The sequence below is a fragment of the Runella sp. genome (genome assembly GCF_965279615.1).
GTDB lineage: Bacteria > Bacteroidota > Bacteroidia > Cytophagales > Spirosomataceae > Runella.
This window is the reverse complement of record NZ_OZ257252.1, coordinates 7,595,341-7,612,947: the sequence shown is the minus strand read 5'-3', so window position 1 is coordinate 7,612,947 and position 17,607 is coordinate 7,595,341. Positions and strand designations below refer to the sequence as shown.

General features: G+C 44.8%; 9 protein-coding genes. 6 read left to right on the top strand and 3 right to left on the bottom strand.

The features are described 5' to 3' along the window. Nucleotides 1–24: 24 nt before the first annotated feature. A complete protein-coding gene (locus tag ACQY73_RS32235; RefSeq protein WP_428658348.1) occupies nt 25–2,610 on the top strand; it encodes a CotH kinase family protein in 2,586 nt (861 codons plus the stop codon). A gap of 33 nt (nt 2,611–2,643) precedes the next feature. Here ACQY73_RS32235 and ACQY73_RS32230 read toward each other — a convergent pair whose 3' ends face one another. Further along, entirely contained in the window at nt 2,644–6,096 is a 3,453-nt protein-coding gene (locus tag ACQY73_RS32230) for a methylmalonyl-CoA mutase family protein (protein ID WP_428658346.1), read from the bottom strand. A 57-nt stretch (nt 6,097–6,153) separates the two neighbouring features. Beyond that, on the bottom strand, nt 6,154–7,344 hold the full coding sequence (locus ACQY73_RS32225) for a PQQ-dependent sugar dehydrogenase (protein ID WP_428658344.1): 1,191 nt from the start codon (nt 7,342–7,344) through the stop codon (nt 6,154–6,156). 164 nt (nt 7,345–7,508) lie between these two features. Here ACQY73_RS32225 and ACQY73_RS32220 point away from each other — a divergent pair, with 164 nt between their 5' ends. The 5 genes from ACQY73_RS32220 (at nt 7,509) to ACQY73_RS32200 (ending at nt 13,695) form a co-directional block, all read left to right on the top strand. Continuing rightward, nucleotides 7,509–8,624, top strand: coding sequence for an NAD(P)/FAD-dependent oxidoreductase (locus ACQY73_RS32220; protein WP_428658343.1), 1,116 nt, complete (start codon nt 7,509–7,511; stop codon nt 8,622–8,624). Next, nucleotides 8,624–9,400: an ABC transporter ATP-binding protein gene (locus ACQY73_RS32215; protein ID WP_428658341.1), complete on the top strand. Its 777-nt coding sequence runs from the start codon at nt 8,624–8,626 to the stop codon at nt 9,398–9,400. Before ACQY73_RS32220 ends, ACQY73_RS32215 begins: the two co-directional genes overlap by 1 nt. A 33-nt stretch (nt 9,401–9,433) precedes the next feature. Next, complete coding sequence (locus ACQY73_RS32210; protein ID WP_428658339.1) at nt 9,434–11,101, top strand: hypothetical protein; 1,668 nt, start codon at nt 9,434–9,436, stop codon at nt 11,099–11,101. A 69-nt stretch (nt 11,102–11,170) separates the two neighbouring features. Continuing rightward, complete coding sequence (locus ACQY73_RS32205; protein WP_428658338.1) at nt 11,171–12,157, top strand: formylglycine-generating enzyme family protein; 987 nt, start codon at nt 11,171–11,173, stop codon at nt 12,155–12,157. A 191-nt stretch (nt 12,158–12,348) separates the two neighbouring features. Beyond that, nucleotides 12,349–13,695, top strand: a complete 1,347-nt coding sequence (locus tag ACQY73_RS32200) for a Gfo/Idh/MocA family protein (RefSeq protein ID WP_428658336.1) — start codon at nt 12,349–12,351, stop codon at nt 13,693–13,695. Between the two features lie 68 nt (nt 13,696–13,763). Here the strand turns inward: ACQY73_RS32200 and ACQY73_RS32195 are convergent, their stop codons facing one another. Beyond that, nucleotides 13,764–17,522 (bottom strand): putative Ig domain-containing protein, encoded by a 3,759-nt coding sequence (locus tag ACQY73_RS32195; RefSeq protein ID WP_428658334.1) that lies wholly within the window; start codon nt 17,520–17,522, stop codon nt 13,764–13,766. Nucleotides 17,523–17,607 lie beyond the last annotated feature (85 nt).

The following is a 17,607-nucleotide window of genomic DNA, read 5'->3' as shown; positions in this document are numbered from 1 at the left end:
TGTAAAAACACAATGTTTGGCAAAATGTCTAGACCTAATTTATACGAAACAGTACTGCTTTTTGTCGGTTTAATTGGCATAGCTCAAGCTCAAAATGTCAATTTTGAATCGTCAAACTTGCCCGTTGTTATCATTAATACACAAGGGAAAACGATCTCTGAGCAAGCTCCGATAAACGCAGGTATAGGATTGATTAACAATGGATTAAACAAAAGAAATTACTATCGAAATCCTACTAAGAACTACCAACCCGACGCCTTCAATGATTTTAACGGGTCTATCGGAATTATCTGCACAGGCATTACCTCCCAGTTTTTCCCTAAAAAATCCTATAGCTTCGAGATCCATACTAATTCCAATCAGATCAGCAAAGCTTCTTTGTTGGGAATGCCTGCCGAAAGCAATTGGATTTTAATGGCAAGTTATACCGACAAAACACTATTACGGGATGCCATGGCCTTCTACCTTTCAAACCAATCCGGACGGTACGCACCTCGAACAAAATACGTCGAACTCGTGATAGACGGTGATTATAAAGGGGTATATATTTTAATGGAGAAAATCAAACCAAGCCCCGACAGGATCACTATTTCCACGCTGAAACCTACCGCCAATTCCGGAGATTCTTTAACGGGTGGGTATATTTTAAAAGTCGATAAAAAAGAAGATACGACCTACGCTTCCTGGCAATCGCCTTATCTTGCCAATCATAACATAAGTGTTACAGTAGCCGTAGAATACCCTCAAAAAAGCGTGCTTACTACGGCTCAATTTAATTACATCAAAACTACTTTTACCGCTTTCGAGAACGCGCTCAAATCGCCCCAATTCAAAGATTCGACCAACGGCTATGCCAAACATATTGACGTCAGTTCTTTCATTGACTATTTCTTATTGACCGAATTGACCTACAGTATTGATGCCTACAGGTCAGAAGTTTTCATGCACAAAGATCTGAACAGTCGCAATCCCAAACTAAAAATGGGCGCACCTTGGGGGTATGAACATGCCTTCGGCAATGCTGCCTCGTGTCGGGGTTGGGAGACCAACCACTGGGCTTATAATTCAGTATCAGAATTTTGTCCAAACGAAGCAAGCCAAGTTCCTTTTTGGTGGGCACGTTTACTGGAAGACCGCAATTTTTGTATCAAAGTGCGTGATCGTTGGCAGCAATTACGCAACTCTCAATGGTTAACGAATACCATTACTGCCTTTGTTGACCAAACTACGAGTACGTTAAACGAATCTCAAACCCGTAATTTTCAACGATGGCCCATTCTTGGACAATGGGTATGGCCTAATTATTATTACGGTGACACGTATCAGGAAGAAGTTGATTGGTTTAAAAATTGGACGAAAGAACGTTTAAAATGGCTGGATAATAATATACCCCGCGTTGGAGTTCTGGCTCGGGAACTTGATTGTGCCGCAATGGCAAAGCCAACCGCCGACACAACGCAGGCGTTGTGTCAAGGCCAGGTAAGTATTCCGCTGGTTGCTACCGGTACCGCTTTAAAGTGGTACAGTACTGCGTCAGATACAGTTGGTACGGGCATCGCGCCTACGCCGGCAACGTCAATTGCTGATACACTTCATTTTTATGTATCACAAACGATTGACGGCTGCGAGAGTAAGCGTACTGTAATCGAGGTAATAGTGAAACCCAAACCGGCTAAACCATTGGTAGATTCTACCCTTAATTACACGCAAGGACAAATAGCTTCTCCACTCACCGCCAATGGGTTGAATTTGGCATGGTATACTTCGCTGTCTGATAAAAACGGCATAGTGAATACTCCAACGCCACCCACGGCTACCGCAGGCGTATTCATTTACTATGTTTCCCAAAAAGTAAACGGATGCGAAAGTGACAGAGCAAAAATTGAGGTAACGGTTAAATCACCTCTTGGCACCACTGTCTGTTTGGATATAAAAGTCTTGTTGGAAGGGCCGTTGGCAGGAACGGCAATGACCACTTTGTTGAATAAACAAGGATTGCTTCCGGGGCAAATTCCAACAAATAAAACGGCCATTCATACGCCGGCGGGTCAGCCTTACAATTACAGTCCCATCAATTATTATGGAAAAGAGACCGTTTCAGCTTATGACGCCGACATTGTGGATTGGGTGCTGGTTTCGTTACGAACCGCTCCGCAGCTTGCGACGTCTACCGTTTATCGAACAGCAGCACTGCTTAAAAAAGACGGAACCGTTCGTATACTTACAGGCTGTATTAATATCAATCCTGCGCTGAAATATTATGTGGTCGTTGAGCATCGAAATCATATCGGAGCCCTATCGCATGAGGCTATTTCAGTTGTAAGCAATAAGCTGACGTATGATTTTACCACACAACAATCTTACGTGCCAACAGGAGTCCCTGCCTACGGACAAACTAAAATAGGTTCGGTCTATTGCTTATTTGCCTCCGATGGTGCCAAATCTTCGTTTTCGGAAATCAACGCCAATGATGCTACCGTTTGGAAAACCGACAATGGAAAGTTTGGCTCTTATAAATCTTCCGATTTTAACATGGACGGCGAAATAAATGCTCTTGATGGCTCCATTTGGCGCAAAAACAACGGAAAATTCTCAGGAGTGAGTTATTAAAAGGAACTGTTTGTACTACCCAAAACCATAATTTTACATATTCCGTCGATACTGTCCGCCTACTTTGTACAACGCCCCTGAGATTTGACCCAGTGTACACACTTTGGTGGCTTCCATGAGGCTTTCAAAAAGGTTCTCTCCCCGCAACGCCATCTCCTGCAATTGGGAAAGTGCCAAATTGGCGCTTTGCGTATTTTGTTCCTGAAAGGCTTGGCGAGCCCTTACCGCGTATTGCTTTTCATCATCGGTGGAGCGAATCACTTCGGCGGGAAGTACCGTGGGCGAGCCTTTCTCATCCAAAAAGGTATTTACCCCAACGATGGGCAATGCGCCTGTATGTTTTTGCATTTCATAATACATCGACTCTTCCTGAATCTTACTGCGCTGGTACATTCGCTCCATCGCCCCCAATACGCCTCCCCGCTCGTTAATACTCAAAAACTCCTGATATACTGCTTCTTCGACCAAATCGGTCAGTTCTTCGGCAATGAATGAGCCTTGCAATGGGTTTTCATTTTTGGTTAACCCAAATTCCCGATTGATGATCAACTGAATCGCCACGGCGCGGCGTACGCTTTCTTCGGTTGGCGTAGTAATGGCTTCGTCGTAGGCGTTGGTATGCAGGGAATTACAATTGTCATAAATCGCTAACAGTGCCTGCAATGTTGTTCGAATGTCATTGAAAGCGATCTCCTGCGCGTGCAGACTCCGGCCTGAGGTTTGGATATGGTACTTTAATTTTTGACTGCGGTCGTTGCCTTTGTATTTAAATTTAATGGCTTTGGCCCAAATTCGCCGGGCGACTCTTCCCAACACGGTATATTCAGGGTCCATTCCGTTGGAGAAGAAAAAGGAAAGATTGGGGGCAAAATCATCAATGTGCATTCCTCGGCTGAGGTAATATTCCACAAACGTAAAGCCGTTGGATAAGGTAAAAGCCAGTTGAGAAATTGGATTAGCACCTGCTTCGGCAATATGATAGCCGGAAATAGAAACCGAATAAAAATTACGCACTTGGTTATCAATGAAATACTGCTGAATATCACCCATGAGCTTGAGCGCAAACTCAGTCGAAAATATGCAGGTATTCTGAGCCTGGTCTTCTTTCAAGATATCAGCCTGTACCGTTCCCCGCACTTGACGCAGCGTTTGGGCCTTGATCTTTTGATAGACTTCGGGAGCTAAAAGTTGATCTCCCGTAATTCCGAGCAGCATAAGTCCAAGACCGTTATTGCCTTCCGGCACCTCACCCCTATATTCCCTCTCCTGTGAGCGAGGGGACTTAAATGCTGCCAAGCGTTTTTCCCGCTCCTCCTTACTCCAAGCTGACAGAATATACTTTTCACATTGCTGGTCAATGGCCGCATTTAGAAAGAAGCCCAACACAATCGGTGCCGGACCGTTGATGGTCATGGAAACAGAAGTCGAAGGATCACAGAGATCAAACCCACTGTATAGTTTTTTGGCATCGTCAAGGGTGCATACATTGACGCCGGAATTACCCACTTTTCCGAATATATCCGGGCGCAGGTCGGGGTCTTCTCCATAGAGTGTCACCGAATCAAATGCCGTTGAGAGGCGTTTGGCAGGCATTTCTTTGGATAAATAATGAAAGCGTCGATTGGTCCGCTCGGGGCCGCCTTCTCCCGCAAACATTCGTGTAGGGTCTTCACCTTCCCGTTTGAGCGGAAAAACGCCTGCCGTATAGGGAAATTCTCCCGGTACATTTTCGGTCAGTTGCCACCGCAAAATATCGCCCCAATCATTGTACTTCGGCAGGGCTATCTTGGGGATTTTTAGATGAGACAATGTTTCTGTCCACAGATCCTGCTCAATGATCTTATCCCTGACCTTAAATTGATATTTTTCAGCCCGGTATTTTTGTACCGTTTCAGTCCATTTTTGCAGTAATTGTTTGCAGTCATACTGCAACTTGGCTTCCAACTCGCTATAGACCGTTTTGAGCGCTTCAACAGTATCGCTATTGGTTGTTTTCGGCAAAGCTTTCAGCGTTCCGTCCAATTGATACAGTTGTCGGGCAATGGCCGTTTGCTCATTGACAAATTGGTCGTAAGTTCGTGAATTTTCGACAATTTCGGCCAGATACCGCACGCGATCGGGAGAAATTATACCGGCAGCCAACGGCGCTCTCTGACGGAGGGAGTGTTGTTCCCATTGGGAAAACAATTTTCCATTCACCCATTGGCTTTCGCTGCTATCATCCTGTTTTTTAGTCTTTTGGTCCAGCAATGCCATGATTTTCACGTACAGAGCGTTCATTCCTACATCGTTGAACTGACTCGCCATTGTTCCGAAAATGGGTAATTCCTCATCTGATGTTTCCCAAAGACCATGATTGCGTCGGTATTGCTTTCTGACGTCGCGAAGCGCGTCCAATGAACCTCGCTTGTCGAATTTATTGATGGCGATCACGTCGGCAAAATCGAGCATATCAATTTTTTCCAATTGCGTAGCCGCCCCGTATTCCGCAGTCATCACATAAAGCGACAGGTCTGAATGTTCGGTGATTTCCGTATCCGATTGCCCAATCCCCGAAGTTTCTACGATAATCAGGTCAAAATGAGCTTCTTTGCATATATCAATGGCATCCTGAACATATTTACTCAACGCCAAATTGGATTGACGCGTGGCGAGTGAGCGCATATATACGCGCCCCTTTGAGAGTTCGGGATGAATGGCATTCATTCGAATACGGTCGCCCAAAAGCGCGCCGCCCGTTTTACGTTTGGAAGGGTCGATCGAAATGATCGCCAGGGTTTTATCGTCAAAATCTATCAAAAAACGACGCACCAACTCATCAACCAACGAAGATTTTCCCGCACCTCCCGTACCCGTAATCCCCAAAACAGGAGTTAGCGAAGTGCCATTTGCTACGAGTTGAACGTTGTTTTGGGCGTATATTTCCGGAAAATTTTCTGCCAGTGAAATTCGCCGTGCAACGGTCTGTACATTTGTCAGCAATTGGGTTTGTATCCAATCATTATCGTCCTCTTCTTCGGAAATATCTATTTTTTTATCCAATGGAAAGTCACATTGTTGAACCAGATCATTGATCATTCCCTGCAAACCCATCGAACGCCCATCGTCGGGGGAATACAGGCGTGCGATTCCATACGCATGCAACTCAGCCATTTCAGAAGGTAAAATAGTACCCCCGCCGCCGCCAAAAATTTTTATATCTCCCGCTCCACGCTCCTGAAGCAAGTCATACATGTACTTAAAATATTCGACGTGCCCGCCCTGATAGCTTGTTATTGCAATACCCTGCACATCTTCCTGTATGGCACAATCCACAATTTCCTGCACCGAGCGGTTGTGCCCGAGGTGAATGACTTCCACCCCGGATGCCTGCATGATGCGACGCATGATGTTGATGGCGGCATCATGCCCGTCAAACAGGCTGGCGGCGGTCACAATTCTAACGTGATTTTTGGGTTGATACGGTTTGATTGGGCTACTTTCCATGTTCTTTTTGCAGAAGAAATTCTGCGGCTAAGATACAGAAAGTATCGGCATCCAAAATCAGCGGCCTGTCAGTTGTTGAATCTTTCCCGTTTGGTAATTAAGTAAATACAGTTCTCCCGCTTCATCCTGCCCAAACGACGACAACGAACCCGTTAATTGAGTAAGTAATTTGTTGGATGCCTGCTTAGAGGTTTCGTTGTATTGCAACGCCCAAATATTACCGCTTACGTAATCACCGTAGATGTATTGTCCTTTCAAAGAAGGCAATTTGGCTCCACGATACACATAGCCTCCCGTAATGGATTTTCCTTCGGTAGTACCATAGTCAAAGACCGGTTCCATCAATCCTGTGCGGTTACAGTTACTGCCGGGATTGTAGCATTCATCTCCTTCAGTAATACGCCAGCCATAATTGCCGCCCCGTTCCAAAATATCTATTTCTTCCCGCGTATTTTGTCCCACATCGGCAATCCAAAACCGATCTGTTTCACGGTCTGCCGTTACTCTCCAGGGATTCCGTAATCCATAAGCGTAGATTTCGGGGCGAGCATTTGCCGTAGTTTTAAAAGGATTGTCGGCAGGAATGGCGTAGTTTAGGCCATTTTCTTTACTGTTTACGTCAATACGCAGGATTTTTCCAAGCAATACGCCTAAATTCTGGGCATTGTTTTGAGGGTCGCCTCCGGAACCGCCATCACCCGTAGCGATGTACAGAAAGCCGTCTTTTCCAAACAAAAGCGCCCCGCCATTGTGATTGGAATACGGTTGATTAAAGGTTAACAAAATCTCTTCGGAAGTGGCATTCGCTACCGTTTTATCGGACTGAAAACGGGAGATGACCGTTTGAAGTTGACCGTTTTGCTGTCTTGTATAATTGACAAATAATTGGCCATTCGTACTGAAATTGGGGTGAAAGGCAATTCCCAACAGGCCCGTTTCTCCGCCGGAAGATACGCGCCCGGTGATGTCCAAAAAGGTTGTTACCTGCGAAACGTTAGCTGTATTATTGAAAACTTTTACGAGCCCGCGCTGTTCCACTAAAAACAATCTATTGCTCCCATCACCTGCGGAAGTAAGTCCAACGGGACTGCCGAAAGTAAGCGCAGGGAAGGCATCTGTTACGGTCCAAACGATGGCGGAATCAACGTCTATGGGATCGGCATCTTCGGTTTTATTATTGCAGGAAATCGCGGCAACCACCAATCCGATACTTACCATTACACCGGTTATTACGCTGTTCTTTTTCATAACTCAATGATGATTAATGTGTGGAATTCTGTAAACAATAAAATGATATACCAATATGTTTAAAAAACTATACCACCCTTTAAACGAAAATTATGCCCATTTTCACATTTTTAATTTCTCATTTACCGATTTTGTTCAAATTGAAGGATTAAACAATTTCAGATATGACCGATGTACTCATTATTGGCGGAGGATTAGCGGGGCTTGTGAGTAGCATCGAATTAGCTCATAGAGGTTTCATGGTGGTTGTCGTAGAACGTAAAATATACCCTTTCCACAGGGTTTGCGGGGAGTATGTATCCAATGAAGTACGCCCTTATTTAGAAAAACTAGGGCTGAAAATAGCGGATCTGGGAGTGAAAGAAATTCAGCGTTTTCAGTTTACCTCTCCTTCAGGCCGCGCCTTGGAGACCGATCTTGATCTGGGAGGATTTGGCATCAGTCGTTACGCGTTGGATTTTGCCTTGTTTGAATTGGCAAAAAAAGCAGGTGTTGAATTTGTGATGGGAGAAACCGTCGAAAATGTTGAATATACCGAGGAAGAATGTCGGGCTACCACCACAAACCATCTTCGTTTGTCAGCGCGCATAGTGTTGGGAACTTTCGGAAAAAACTCCCGCATGGACAAATCACTGGACCGTGACTTTACGCATAAGAAATCGTCTTATGTGGGTGTAAAATACCACATTCGTACTCAATTTCCCCAAGACCTGATCGCTTTGCATAATTTTCAAGACGGTTATTGCGGTATTTCGGCCATTGAAGAGGATAAATATTGTCTCTGCTATCTTACTACGCGCAATAATGTTCGGAAGCACGGCTCCATTGCCAACATGGAACAAGCCGTTTTATGGAAAAATCCGCACCTTAAGCGCCTGTTCAACGAATCTGAGTTTTTATACGAGCGCCCCGAGGTTATCAATGAGTTTTCGTTTGAGCCAAAACAATTGGTCGAAAATCACATTTTGATGGTGGGCGATGCGGCCGGACTCATTACCCCGCTTTGTGGCAACGGAATGGCGATGGCCATTCACGGCGGTAAAATCGCGGCAGAACTAACGGCCCGGTTTTTAAACGGATCCATCAGTCGCCGGGAATTGGAAAACCGGTACAAAAAAGCGTGGAAACGACAATTTTCAACCCGCCTGTGGATCGGCCGCAACGTTCAACGGCTTTTTGGCGATGCGTGGCTGTCGGAAGCAGCATTGTCTTTTTTTGGGCTGTCAACTCCCCTTTTACGATTCGTTATTAAAAGTACTCACGGCAAAACAATTACATAATGGAAAAAGAACCGGTCATTTCAATCAAAGGGCTACAGAAAGCATACAGCAAAGAACTCATTTTAAAAGGAGTTGATCTGGACGTATACGCGGGTGAAATCATCGGTTATATCGGCCCAAACGGTGCCGGCAAAAGCACTACCATTAAGATACTCATCGGTATGATCCCTGACTTTGTCGGGGAAGTAAAAGTGCTTGGGTATGACATCAAAGAAGATGCCATTGAGGTCAAAAAACGCATCGGTTATGTGCCCGAAAATGCCTTATTGTATGAAGTACTGACGCCGATGGAATATTTGCAGTTTGTCGGCAGGCTTTATAAAATGGACGACGAGGTCATTGAACGGCGCGCGGCCGAATTATTGACCATTGTTGGACTCAAAACCCACGCCGACGTTCGCATGAATACGTTCTCGAAAGGAATGCGCCAAAAAGTATTATTGATTTCCAGCCTGATCCATAACCCCGATATTATCTTTTTGGACGAGCCGCTTTCGGGCTTAGATGCCAACGCCGTGATTTTGGTCAAGGAAATCTTAGCACAGCTCAAAGCAGCCGGCAAAACTATTTTTTACAGTTCGCACATTATGGATGTGGTTGAAAAGATCTCAGATCGCATTGTCATCATCAACCAAGGTACCATCATTGCAAACGGCACTTTTGAAGAACTCAAAGAAAAAGCCCACAGTGGCACGCTCGAACATATATTTCAGGACCTTACCGGCGACTCCGGAACGGATACCCGTGCCCACGATTTTTTACAGGCTTTACGATAAAATGGCGTTCATTTTCTATTCCGTTCAAATTTTATGACCAAAGGTGTACTGCGAATTCTTGATTTCTTTCAAGGCTTCTTCACGTGGCTCGGTGCCGATTATCCGCTTCTGCGGAGTATTGTGGAAATCAAATTCAGGATGCAAAACCGTCGCCAAGTCGCGGCATTTTCACACTACAATCAAGGCAAACCGAAAAAGGACGCCAACAATTCTTTTTGGTTACTGTGTGGCATGATGATGCTCTTCGGGCTGTTCATGGGCACCTTTATATTTATTGTTGATTCACCTTATTATGCCCTTTGCATTCCGTTTGGCTACGTCATGGTAATGTCGGTGCTGCTGTTGGTCACTGATTTTTCTGCCTTTTTATTGGACACCGCCGACAACTTTGTTATTCTTCCGCGCCCCGTAGACAGCCGCACTGTTTTATTGGCCCGTCTGGTACATATCAGCGCTTATGTGCTGCTTCTGAGTTTCAGTATTGCCTTTTTTACGTTGGCATTTACTTGGTTCAGGTTTGGAGTTGCGGCATTTGCGGTCAGCATTTTTCTCGTTATACTCACTGCCGTTCTTTCCGTCTTCTTTACCACCCTGCTTTATATGCTGCTGATGCGTTTTACCACCGAAGAGCGCCTCAAAGACATTATCAGCTATTTTCAGATCGGTTTTACGATGGTTATTACGATAGGTTACCAATTTATAGGGCGCTTATTTAACGTGTTTGACGGCGAATCAATCGCCGTTGTTGTACCAATTTGGCATTATGCATTGCCCCCAATGTGGATGAGCGGTGCTGTCGAATGGGTTGTTAACCGAACACCCGGTACTGCCCCTTTTATCTTTATCGCTTTTATCGCCCCATTGATCTGTCTATGGGTTTTAAATCGTTTTTTGGCACCCACCTTCAATAAACACCTTGCCGCAATGGGAACAGCCGACGGCGGCGGCAGCGAACGAATCATTGTTCAGCAACGCAAAGGTTTTGTTGATTGGTTGGCAAACCGCGTTACGCAAAGCGCGTTGGAAAAAGCGGTTTTTGAATTGACCTGGAAAATCACCTCACGCGACAGACGATTCAAACTCCGCACTTATCCAAGTTTAGGATCGGTTTTACCCATGTTTTTTGCTTTTGGACGAGATCTTTTCAGGCCTGAAAAATGGGCGGAGATCAGCGACTCTCATACGTATCTCCTGATTATTTACATGGCTTACATCATTCTTGCAACTTTTAGCCAACAAACCCGCTTCAGCGAAGATTTCAAAGCCGCCGGTGTTTACTTCTCCACCCCCACCGACAGTCCGCGCGAAGTGTTATTGGGGAATATAAAGGCTGTCATTTTGAAGTTTTACACGCCTTTTTATCTGTTTGTCAGCGCGTTTATTTTGTTTTTATGGGGTTTTCAAGTATTGGATGATCTGATATTATGCTATCTGGTATCTATATGTATACTCCTAACGGAAGTCATTCTTCATTCAAATTTCAAATTGCCTTTTGCCACAAGTCCTGCCGAACAGAAAGAAGGAGGACAAACCTATCTTTTGATCGTGATCCTGTTATTTCTACCCATTTGTGGGGTGGCACATTGGGGGCTTACGTATATTCCATATGCAGTGCCGACTGCCTGTTTTTTGGCGGCGGGAATGATTTATGCGCTTTATCGACGATTTGAGAAAATAACGTGGACGCAATTTGATCTATAATTTGAATTCTATTCCTTAAAAGAGGTAAATTTGTCATTTATTATCTTTTAATCACAAAAGCGTACAAGAATGTTTCTAAAGCACCTATCTTGGTTTACATTGTTTAGTGTTCCTCTCTTAGCTCAGGAAAAACTCGAAAATTACACGCAAAAAATCTCAGGCAGCAACGTTACGTATGATTTGGTCGCCATCAAAGGAGGTGAGTTTACGATGGGAAGTCCTGCCAAGGAAAAGGGACGAAAAGAAGACGAAGGCCCCCAACATACGGTAAAAATCGAGCCATTTTGGATGGGCAAATACGAAGTCCAGTGGGATCTATACGATTTGTTTACCACTAAAAATATTGAAATCGAGATGGCAAAACGCCATCCGGACCCCGAAAACAGCCTCGCTAAAACCGACGGAAGTACCCGCCCCAGCGCAGCTTACGTAGATATGTCGTTTGGAATGGGTCGTTCAGGATACCCCGCCATCAACATGACTCAATACGCGGCCATTTATTTTTGCAAATGGCTTTACGAAAAAACGGGCGTTTTCTACCGTTTGCCTACCGAAGCGGAATGGGAATATGCCTGCCGGGCAGGCACCACCACCGCTTATTCATTCGGTGACGATCCTAAATTGCTCGACGAATATGGTTGGTACAAAGGCAACAGCAATAACGGCTACAAAAAACTCGGCACCAAAAAGCCAAATCCCTGGGGCCTTTATGACATGCACGGCAACGTAATGGAATGGACCCTTGATCAATACGTGAAGGATTATTACACAAAAAGATCCAAAGGAGAAGTAAATGAAGCGTTTCCAAAAGTGACAGAACTTTATCCTACATCTGTACGCGGTGGTTCTTGGGACGACGACGCATCTGCATGCCGCAGTGCAAATCGAATTCCGTCGATAGCTGACTGGAAGATCATTGATCCGCAAAGCCCCAAAAGTGAGTGGTGGATGACGAGTGCTTCTTTTGTAGGATTTCGAATCGTAAGACCCGTCAAGACGCCCACGAAAGAAGAGATCGCAGCCTACTACAATCCTCCTCTGATCGAAGATTATTAGGCCTGAAAGCATGGTCCGTTGTCATTCGTGTCATTGTTTAAAAGGCAGTAAAAATAAAAAATCAATTGAGTATCAATAGTTTTCCGGCTCTTTTGACTTTTACTTTAACTATCCTTGTTGTACATATAAAATTCCTAAATCAATTAATAGTAATCCACAGTTCAAAATCCATATTTCAAACCTACATTCTAATGGAAACTAATCGCCGAGAGTTCCTCAAAACTTCCAGCCTTTTTACAGGTGGCGCTTTATTGAGCAGCTTGCCTTTCTCATCGTATGGCTACCATAATTCTGCCGACGACGTCATCAAGATCGCCCTTATCGGTTGCGGCGGTCGCGGGTCAGGCGCCGCCGCACAAGCGTTGAGCACGACGCAAAATGTAAAATTGGTAGCGATGGCCGATGCTTTCTCTGATCGTCTGGAAGATGCTTACACGGCTCTTACCAAACGTAAATACAAAGACGGAGCAGGGGCAGAGATTGACATAAAATCAAAAGTTGACGTTCCGGCAGAACGTAAGTTTGTTGGTTTCGATGCTTACAAACAAGCCATGGCGTTTGCAGATGTAGTGATCTTGGCTACGCCTCCCGGCTTCCGCCCTATGCACTTTGAAGAAGCGGTAAAGCAAAACAAACATATCTTCATGGAAAAACCGGTGGCAACGGATGGTCCGGGCGTGCGTTTGGTGCTTGCCGCTGCCGAAGAAGCCAAACGCAAAAAACTTAACGTAGTGGTAGGCTTGCAACGTCACTATCAACGCAACTACCGCGAAGCCATGAACCGGATCCACGACGGAAAAATCGGCGATATCGTTGGCGGAAGTGTGTATTGGGTATCAGGCGGTGTGTGGAACCACCCTCGCAAACCGGGGCAGACAGAGATGGAATACCAAATGCGTAACTGGTATTATTTCAACTGGCTGTGCGGGGATCATATCAATGAGCAACACATTCACAACATCGACGTTGCCAACTGGGTAAAACAAGGCTATCCGGTATCTGCGCAGGGCACAGGCGGTCGTCAGGTGCGTACGGGCAAAGAGTTCGGGGAGATTTTTGATCACCATATTGTTGACTTCACGTATGGTGATGGAACGCTTATCAACAGCCAATGCCGTCACTATGAAGGAACATACAGCAAAGTGGATGAGCAATTCTTAGGTACTAAAGGACGTATTGACAGCTTCAACGGCAACAACACAGTTCTTAAATCATACAAGGGAAATAAAGTTATCTACGCCCACGAAGGCAAAGGTGACCGCAACCCATACCAAGTAGAGCACGACGAACTGTTTGCGGCCATTGCCAAAGGCGAATACAAATTTGCCGATGCTGAAAACGGTGCCAAAAGTACTTTGACTTCCATCATGGGACGGATGGCCACTTATTCGGGCAAAACCGTTAAATGGGAAGAAGCACTTAATTCCGGTATCAGCCTATTCCCCGAAAAATTAGCGTGGGATGCATTGCCGAAATTGCTTCCGGGCTCCGATGGCTATTATCCGGTAGCCGTTCCGGGCAAGACCATTGTGGTTTAGTTCTTTCGGATTCTCACATAAAAAAAGAGTTCATAGTCACCTATGAACTCTTTTTTATGACTCGGCCTCTATTCTCCTTTTAAGATTTTGAGTGTCCTGTTGGGATATTCGGGATGATGTACCTGTATAAAGTACATTCCTCTAGTCAATGAATGAGAACCGATACCGATCGTTGCCCGTTGGCCTTCCCAAAGCACATCCGTAATCGGAGTCCTCTGTCCTGAAATATTCAGCAGTGAAAATGAAGTTGTGGACGGCTCATAATCAAGAGGCAATGTCATTTTGAACGAATCTTTAAAAGGATTGGGATAAGGTGCCCATAAAACCTCTTCTCCTCCAAACCCTTCGCCTCCCCCGCTTCCATTGGTGATCTCGAATTCGATCTTTGATTCAACCACTACCTTCCCGCTTTTGAGTCCCTTCGCCGTTAAAACATAGTTACCGCCTGTTGAACCAAAACCTCCATTGTCATCGTATAATGCATAAGGAGCACTTAGATCCGTAAACGTGGCATCAACAGGTCCTGACATCTCAAATTGAATACGGTCGACAGGCGCATTTACTTCCGCAAAAATATTGACAAACGAAGGTATTTGACTCAGTTGTATCTTATCTTTATCACGCAGGGTCTGTACAAATTTACGCGAGGCCGACCCACCTGCTTTGTAGAGGCTAAACACCAATGAAGCCGTGGCAGACTCTGTTACTTTTAAAATAAAATACGCTTCTACTGCTGCTCCCTGATTATCAATTGCTCTTACCATAATGGTATACGACCCCGCTACCGTAGGCGTACCGACTATTATGCCACTCTGATAGGATAATCCGGTAGGTAACCCTCTTACAATGATTCCCGACAAAAACCCATCAGGCTCATAAAAAGTACTGACAGGAACCGTAAAATTGTAAGGTTCATCTACTTTAGTCGTTTGGTCAGCGATAGCAGCTACAACAGTAGGCGGAATATTACCGTTTGGTAAACGTACCGTAAGGGCAAAGGTAGTTTCTGCAAATACACCCACAGGGTCATACCCGCGAACCGTCACTTTATATTCCCCGCCAACGGACGGATTCCCAAAAATAGCGCCTTTGGTACTGCTCAAGCCGGCCGGTAAATTTAACACTTCGATACGGATCTCACCGCCTTCAGGATCTTTGAAAGATTTTGCAGGTACAGTATACGTAAAACTCGTTCCCACAACTGCCGATTGACCCGGAATGGCATCTGCCACGACCGGCGGTAAATTGGCCGATGTTGCTTTGACAATAAGACGAAAGCTTGTTTCAACCCAGCTTCCACCGTTATCGGTTCCTCTCAGCACTACCACAAATTCACCGGCAGCGGTCGGAGTTCCGGCCAATTTTCCTTGGTTCAATGTTATTCCGGCCGGAGCATTCTTAACCGTAATACTCGCGATCGTACCATCGGCATCTTTAAATAGATCCGTCGGAAGGGTATAACTATACGCCTGTTGGACTACAGCAGCCTGATCAGGAATGATAGCCGCCACGGTAGGTGCCTGATTATTAACAGTTACTTTCAACACAAACTGCGTTTTAACAGAGGCATTTTCATTATCGAAAGCTTCAACTGAAACAGTCGAGGTTCCTGCCTGCGTAGGTGTACCGCTAATTTTCCAACCATCCGCTTTCAATCCATTGGGCAGCCCTTTTATATCAATGTGGTCAATTTTTCCGTCTTTGTCCTGAAAAGTTGCCGTTGGAATTGTATAACTGAACGCTTTCCCCACCGTTGCCTGCTGATCAGCAATCTGACTGACAAGTACGGGAGGCTGATTAACGCGTTTGTCAATAACAACAAAATTAAATACCACTTTTCCAATGCCGGTTGCTCCCGTTATAATGGTCGAGTTATAGGCTTCAAGCACCATCTCATAATTGCCGACCTTTAACGTAACCCCATCATTATCACCATATAATCCATAAGGTGCTGTCGTTTCGATTTGGGTTTTATTGATCGCCCCCGACAATTTAAAAACAACCGCTTTGGCTGATCCATCAGGTACGGCAAAGAGGTTTATGGGATAATTTAAATCAGCTATATTAAGCGTATCATTGTTTTTCAGCGTACGAATTAAGCTCCGCTTCTGAAAATCGCCCGCTTTGTAAAGATCCAAACGGGTTAATTTTTGAGGTGTCACCGTTAAGTTGAATGTTGTCGTCGTAGAGGCATCGTACATATCTGTTGCTTTTACCTTCACTTCGTACGTACCCAAATTCGTGGTATTTCCTTTGATCGTATTTTTATCCAAAAACAACCCCGTAGGCAAGCCGCTTACTTCATAGAATTCGATGGTTCCGTCCGGGTCCTGAAACGCATCCTGAGGAATAACATACGAAGCGTCAAATCCGGAAACCAGTGTATAATTTTGCAGTGGATTTTTTACAATAGGTGATTGGTTATTTTCAGGTTCTCCCAAAAGGTCTTCGATCAGCTTTACTTCTACCGGACCGCTTGCTTTCTTTTCGTCCCAACGGCTATTGTAGCCCGGATGAAAATATCCCCCGGTTTTGACCAATTCCGAAAGCTTGACAACCATCTTTTGAACGGGAACAATTTTCGTCATGGGTTTATTCAACCAATTGGCCGCAACAAATTTTATTCCCTGTGTGTAAAAACCAATATCATCGACGCTCGTACAAACAATATTCACCAATTTACATCCCCGCTCAAAGTGCTCATTAAGCATCAGTTGTAATCCATAAGAGGAGAGATTTGGCTCACGAAATGCCTCATTCATGAGCCATTTTCCTTCAGCCATATTGCTTCTCAACACATCAGCACTGAAAAAGTGAGAGTAGTATTGAGAGTCATTTATCTTAGTTCCATCCGTGGAACGCGCCAGATCTTTAAAGGCAAATGTGGCCCTGCGAAAACTTAATCCATCATGCACCGAGCCAAAATCATTGATCACCTTGTAGGAATTATCTACTCCTTTGGCCGTTCTGCTTACACCATCCAAAAAGTTTTTCAAAACAGTGTGACGATACACATACCAATCAATGTATCGCATATTTTCAGGATGTGGATAATCAGACGTCACCGGCTGTATGTCATCAATGCTGCTATAATCTGAACGCCATGTCGCATTGATGGTTTTAATATCTGTATAACGCTGCTTTAACCATGCCCGGTAGCCGGTTATCATGCTTGGGGCATAGTCGAACATAGACAAATACGACGTTCCACCGATACCGCCGGATTTGGTGCTTCCTTCGTAGTGATAGCCGGCCTCCTGGGTTGGAGTAGTAGTAGCGGCAATGCACAAAATGTTTCCGTCACGTTGATATGCTGCATAACGTTCGCAGACTTCTTTCACAAAAGCCAGGGATTTCTGAACGGCAGATTCGTGAGCCATGCTAAAGAACTCATTGGTAGGATTGCCCTGTTGGTCTTTAGATGTTTCACTCTCGCTCCAATACCCTTCATTACGATTACAGCATCTTGCTAAATGGATGCGGATGAAGATTTTAAGTCCTAATTCTTTGCTCAGCTTTATTTGATTATCAAACTGGGTCCAGTTGGCAGGGCTGGAGGGCGAGTTGTATACCACATCCCAGCGTACTGTAACCATTGATGCATTACAGCCCTGTTTAGCTCCTTCACGAAGGATGTCCAAACCATACTGATCTCCCTCATTAGTATTGAGGAGGGCAACACATAAATACCTTTGATCGTCTTCAGCTACAAAAAGGGGGTTAGGTTCAAAATAATTAGTTGGCAGAATAGGTCGAGGTCCAGCATAGGCTCCCAGGGTCACCGACCATACCAATAGACACAGAAGTCGCGCTAAACGTTTAATCATTAGAAAAATAGTTAGAATAACGGGGTAATCATTTAGGGACAAAAACCGTGCGAAAAATCATTAAAAAACTATGAAAAAGCTATCC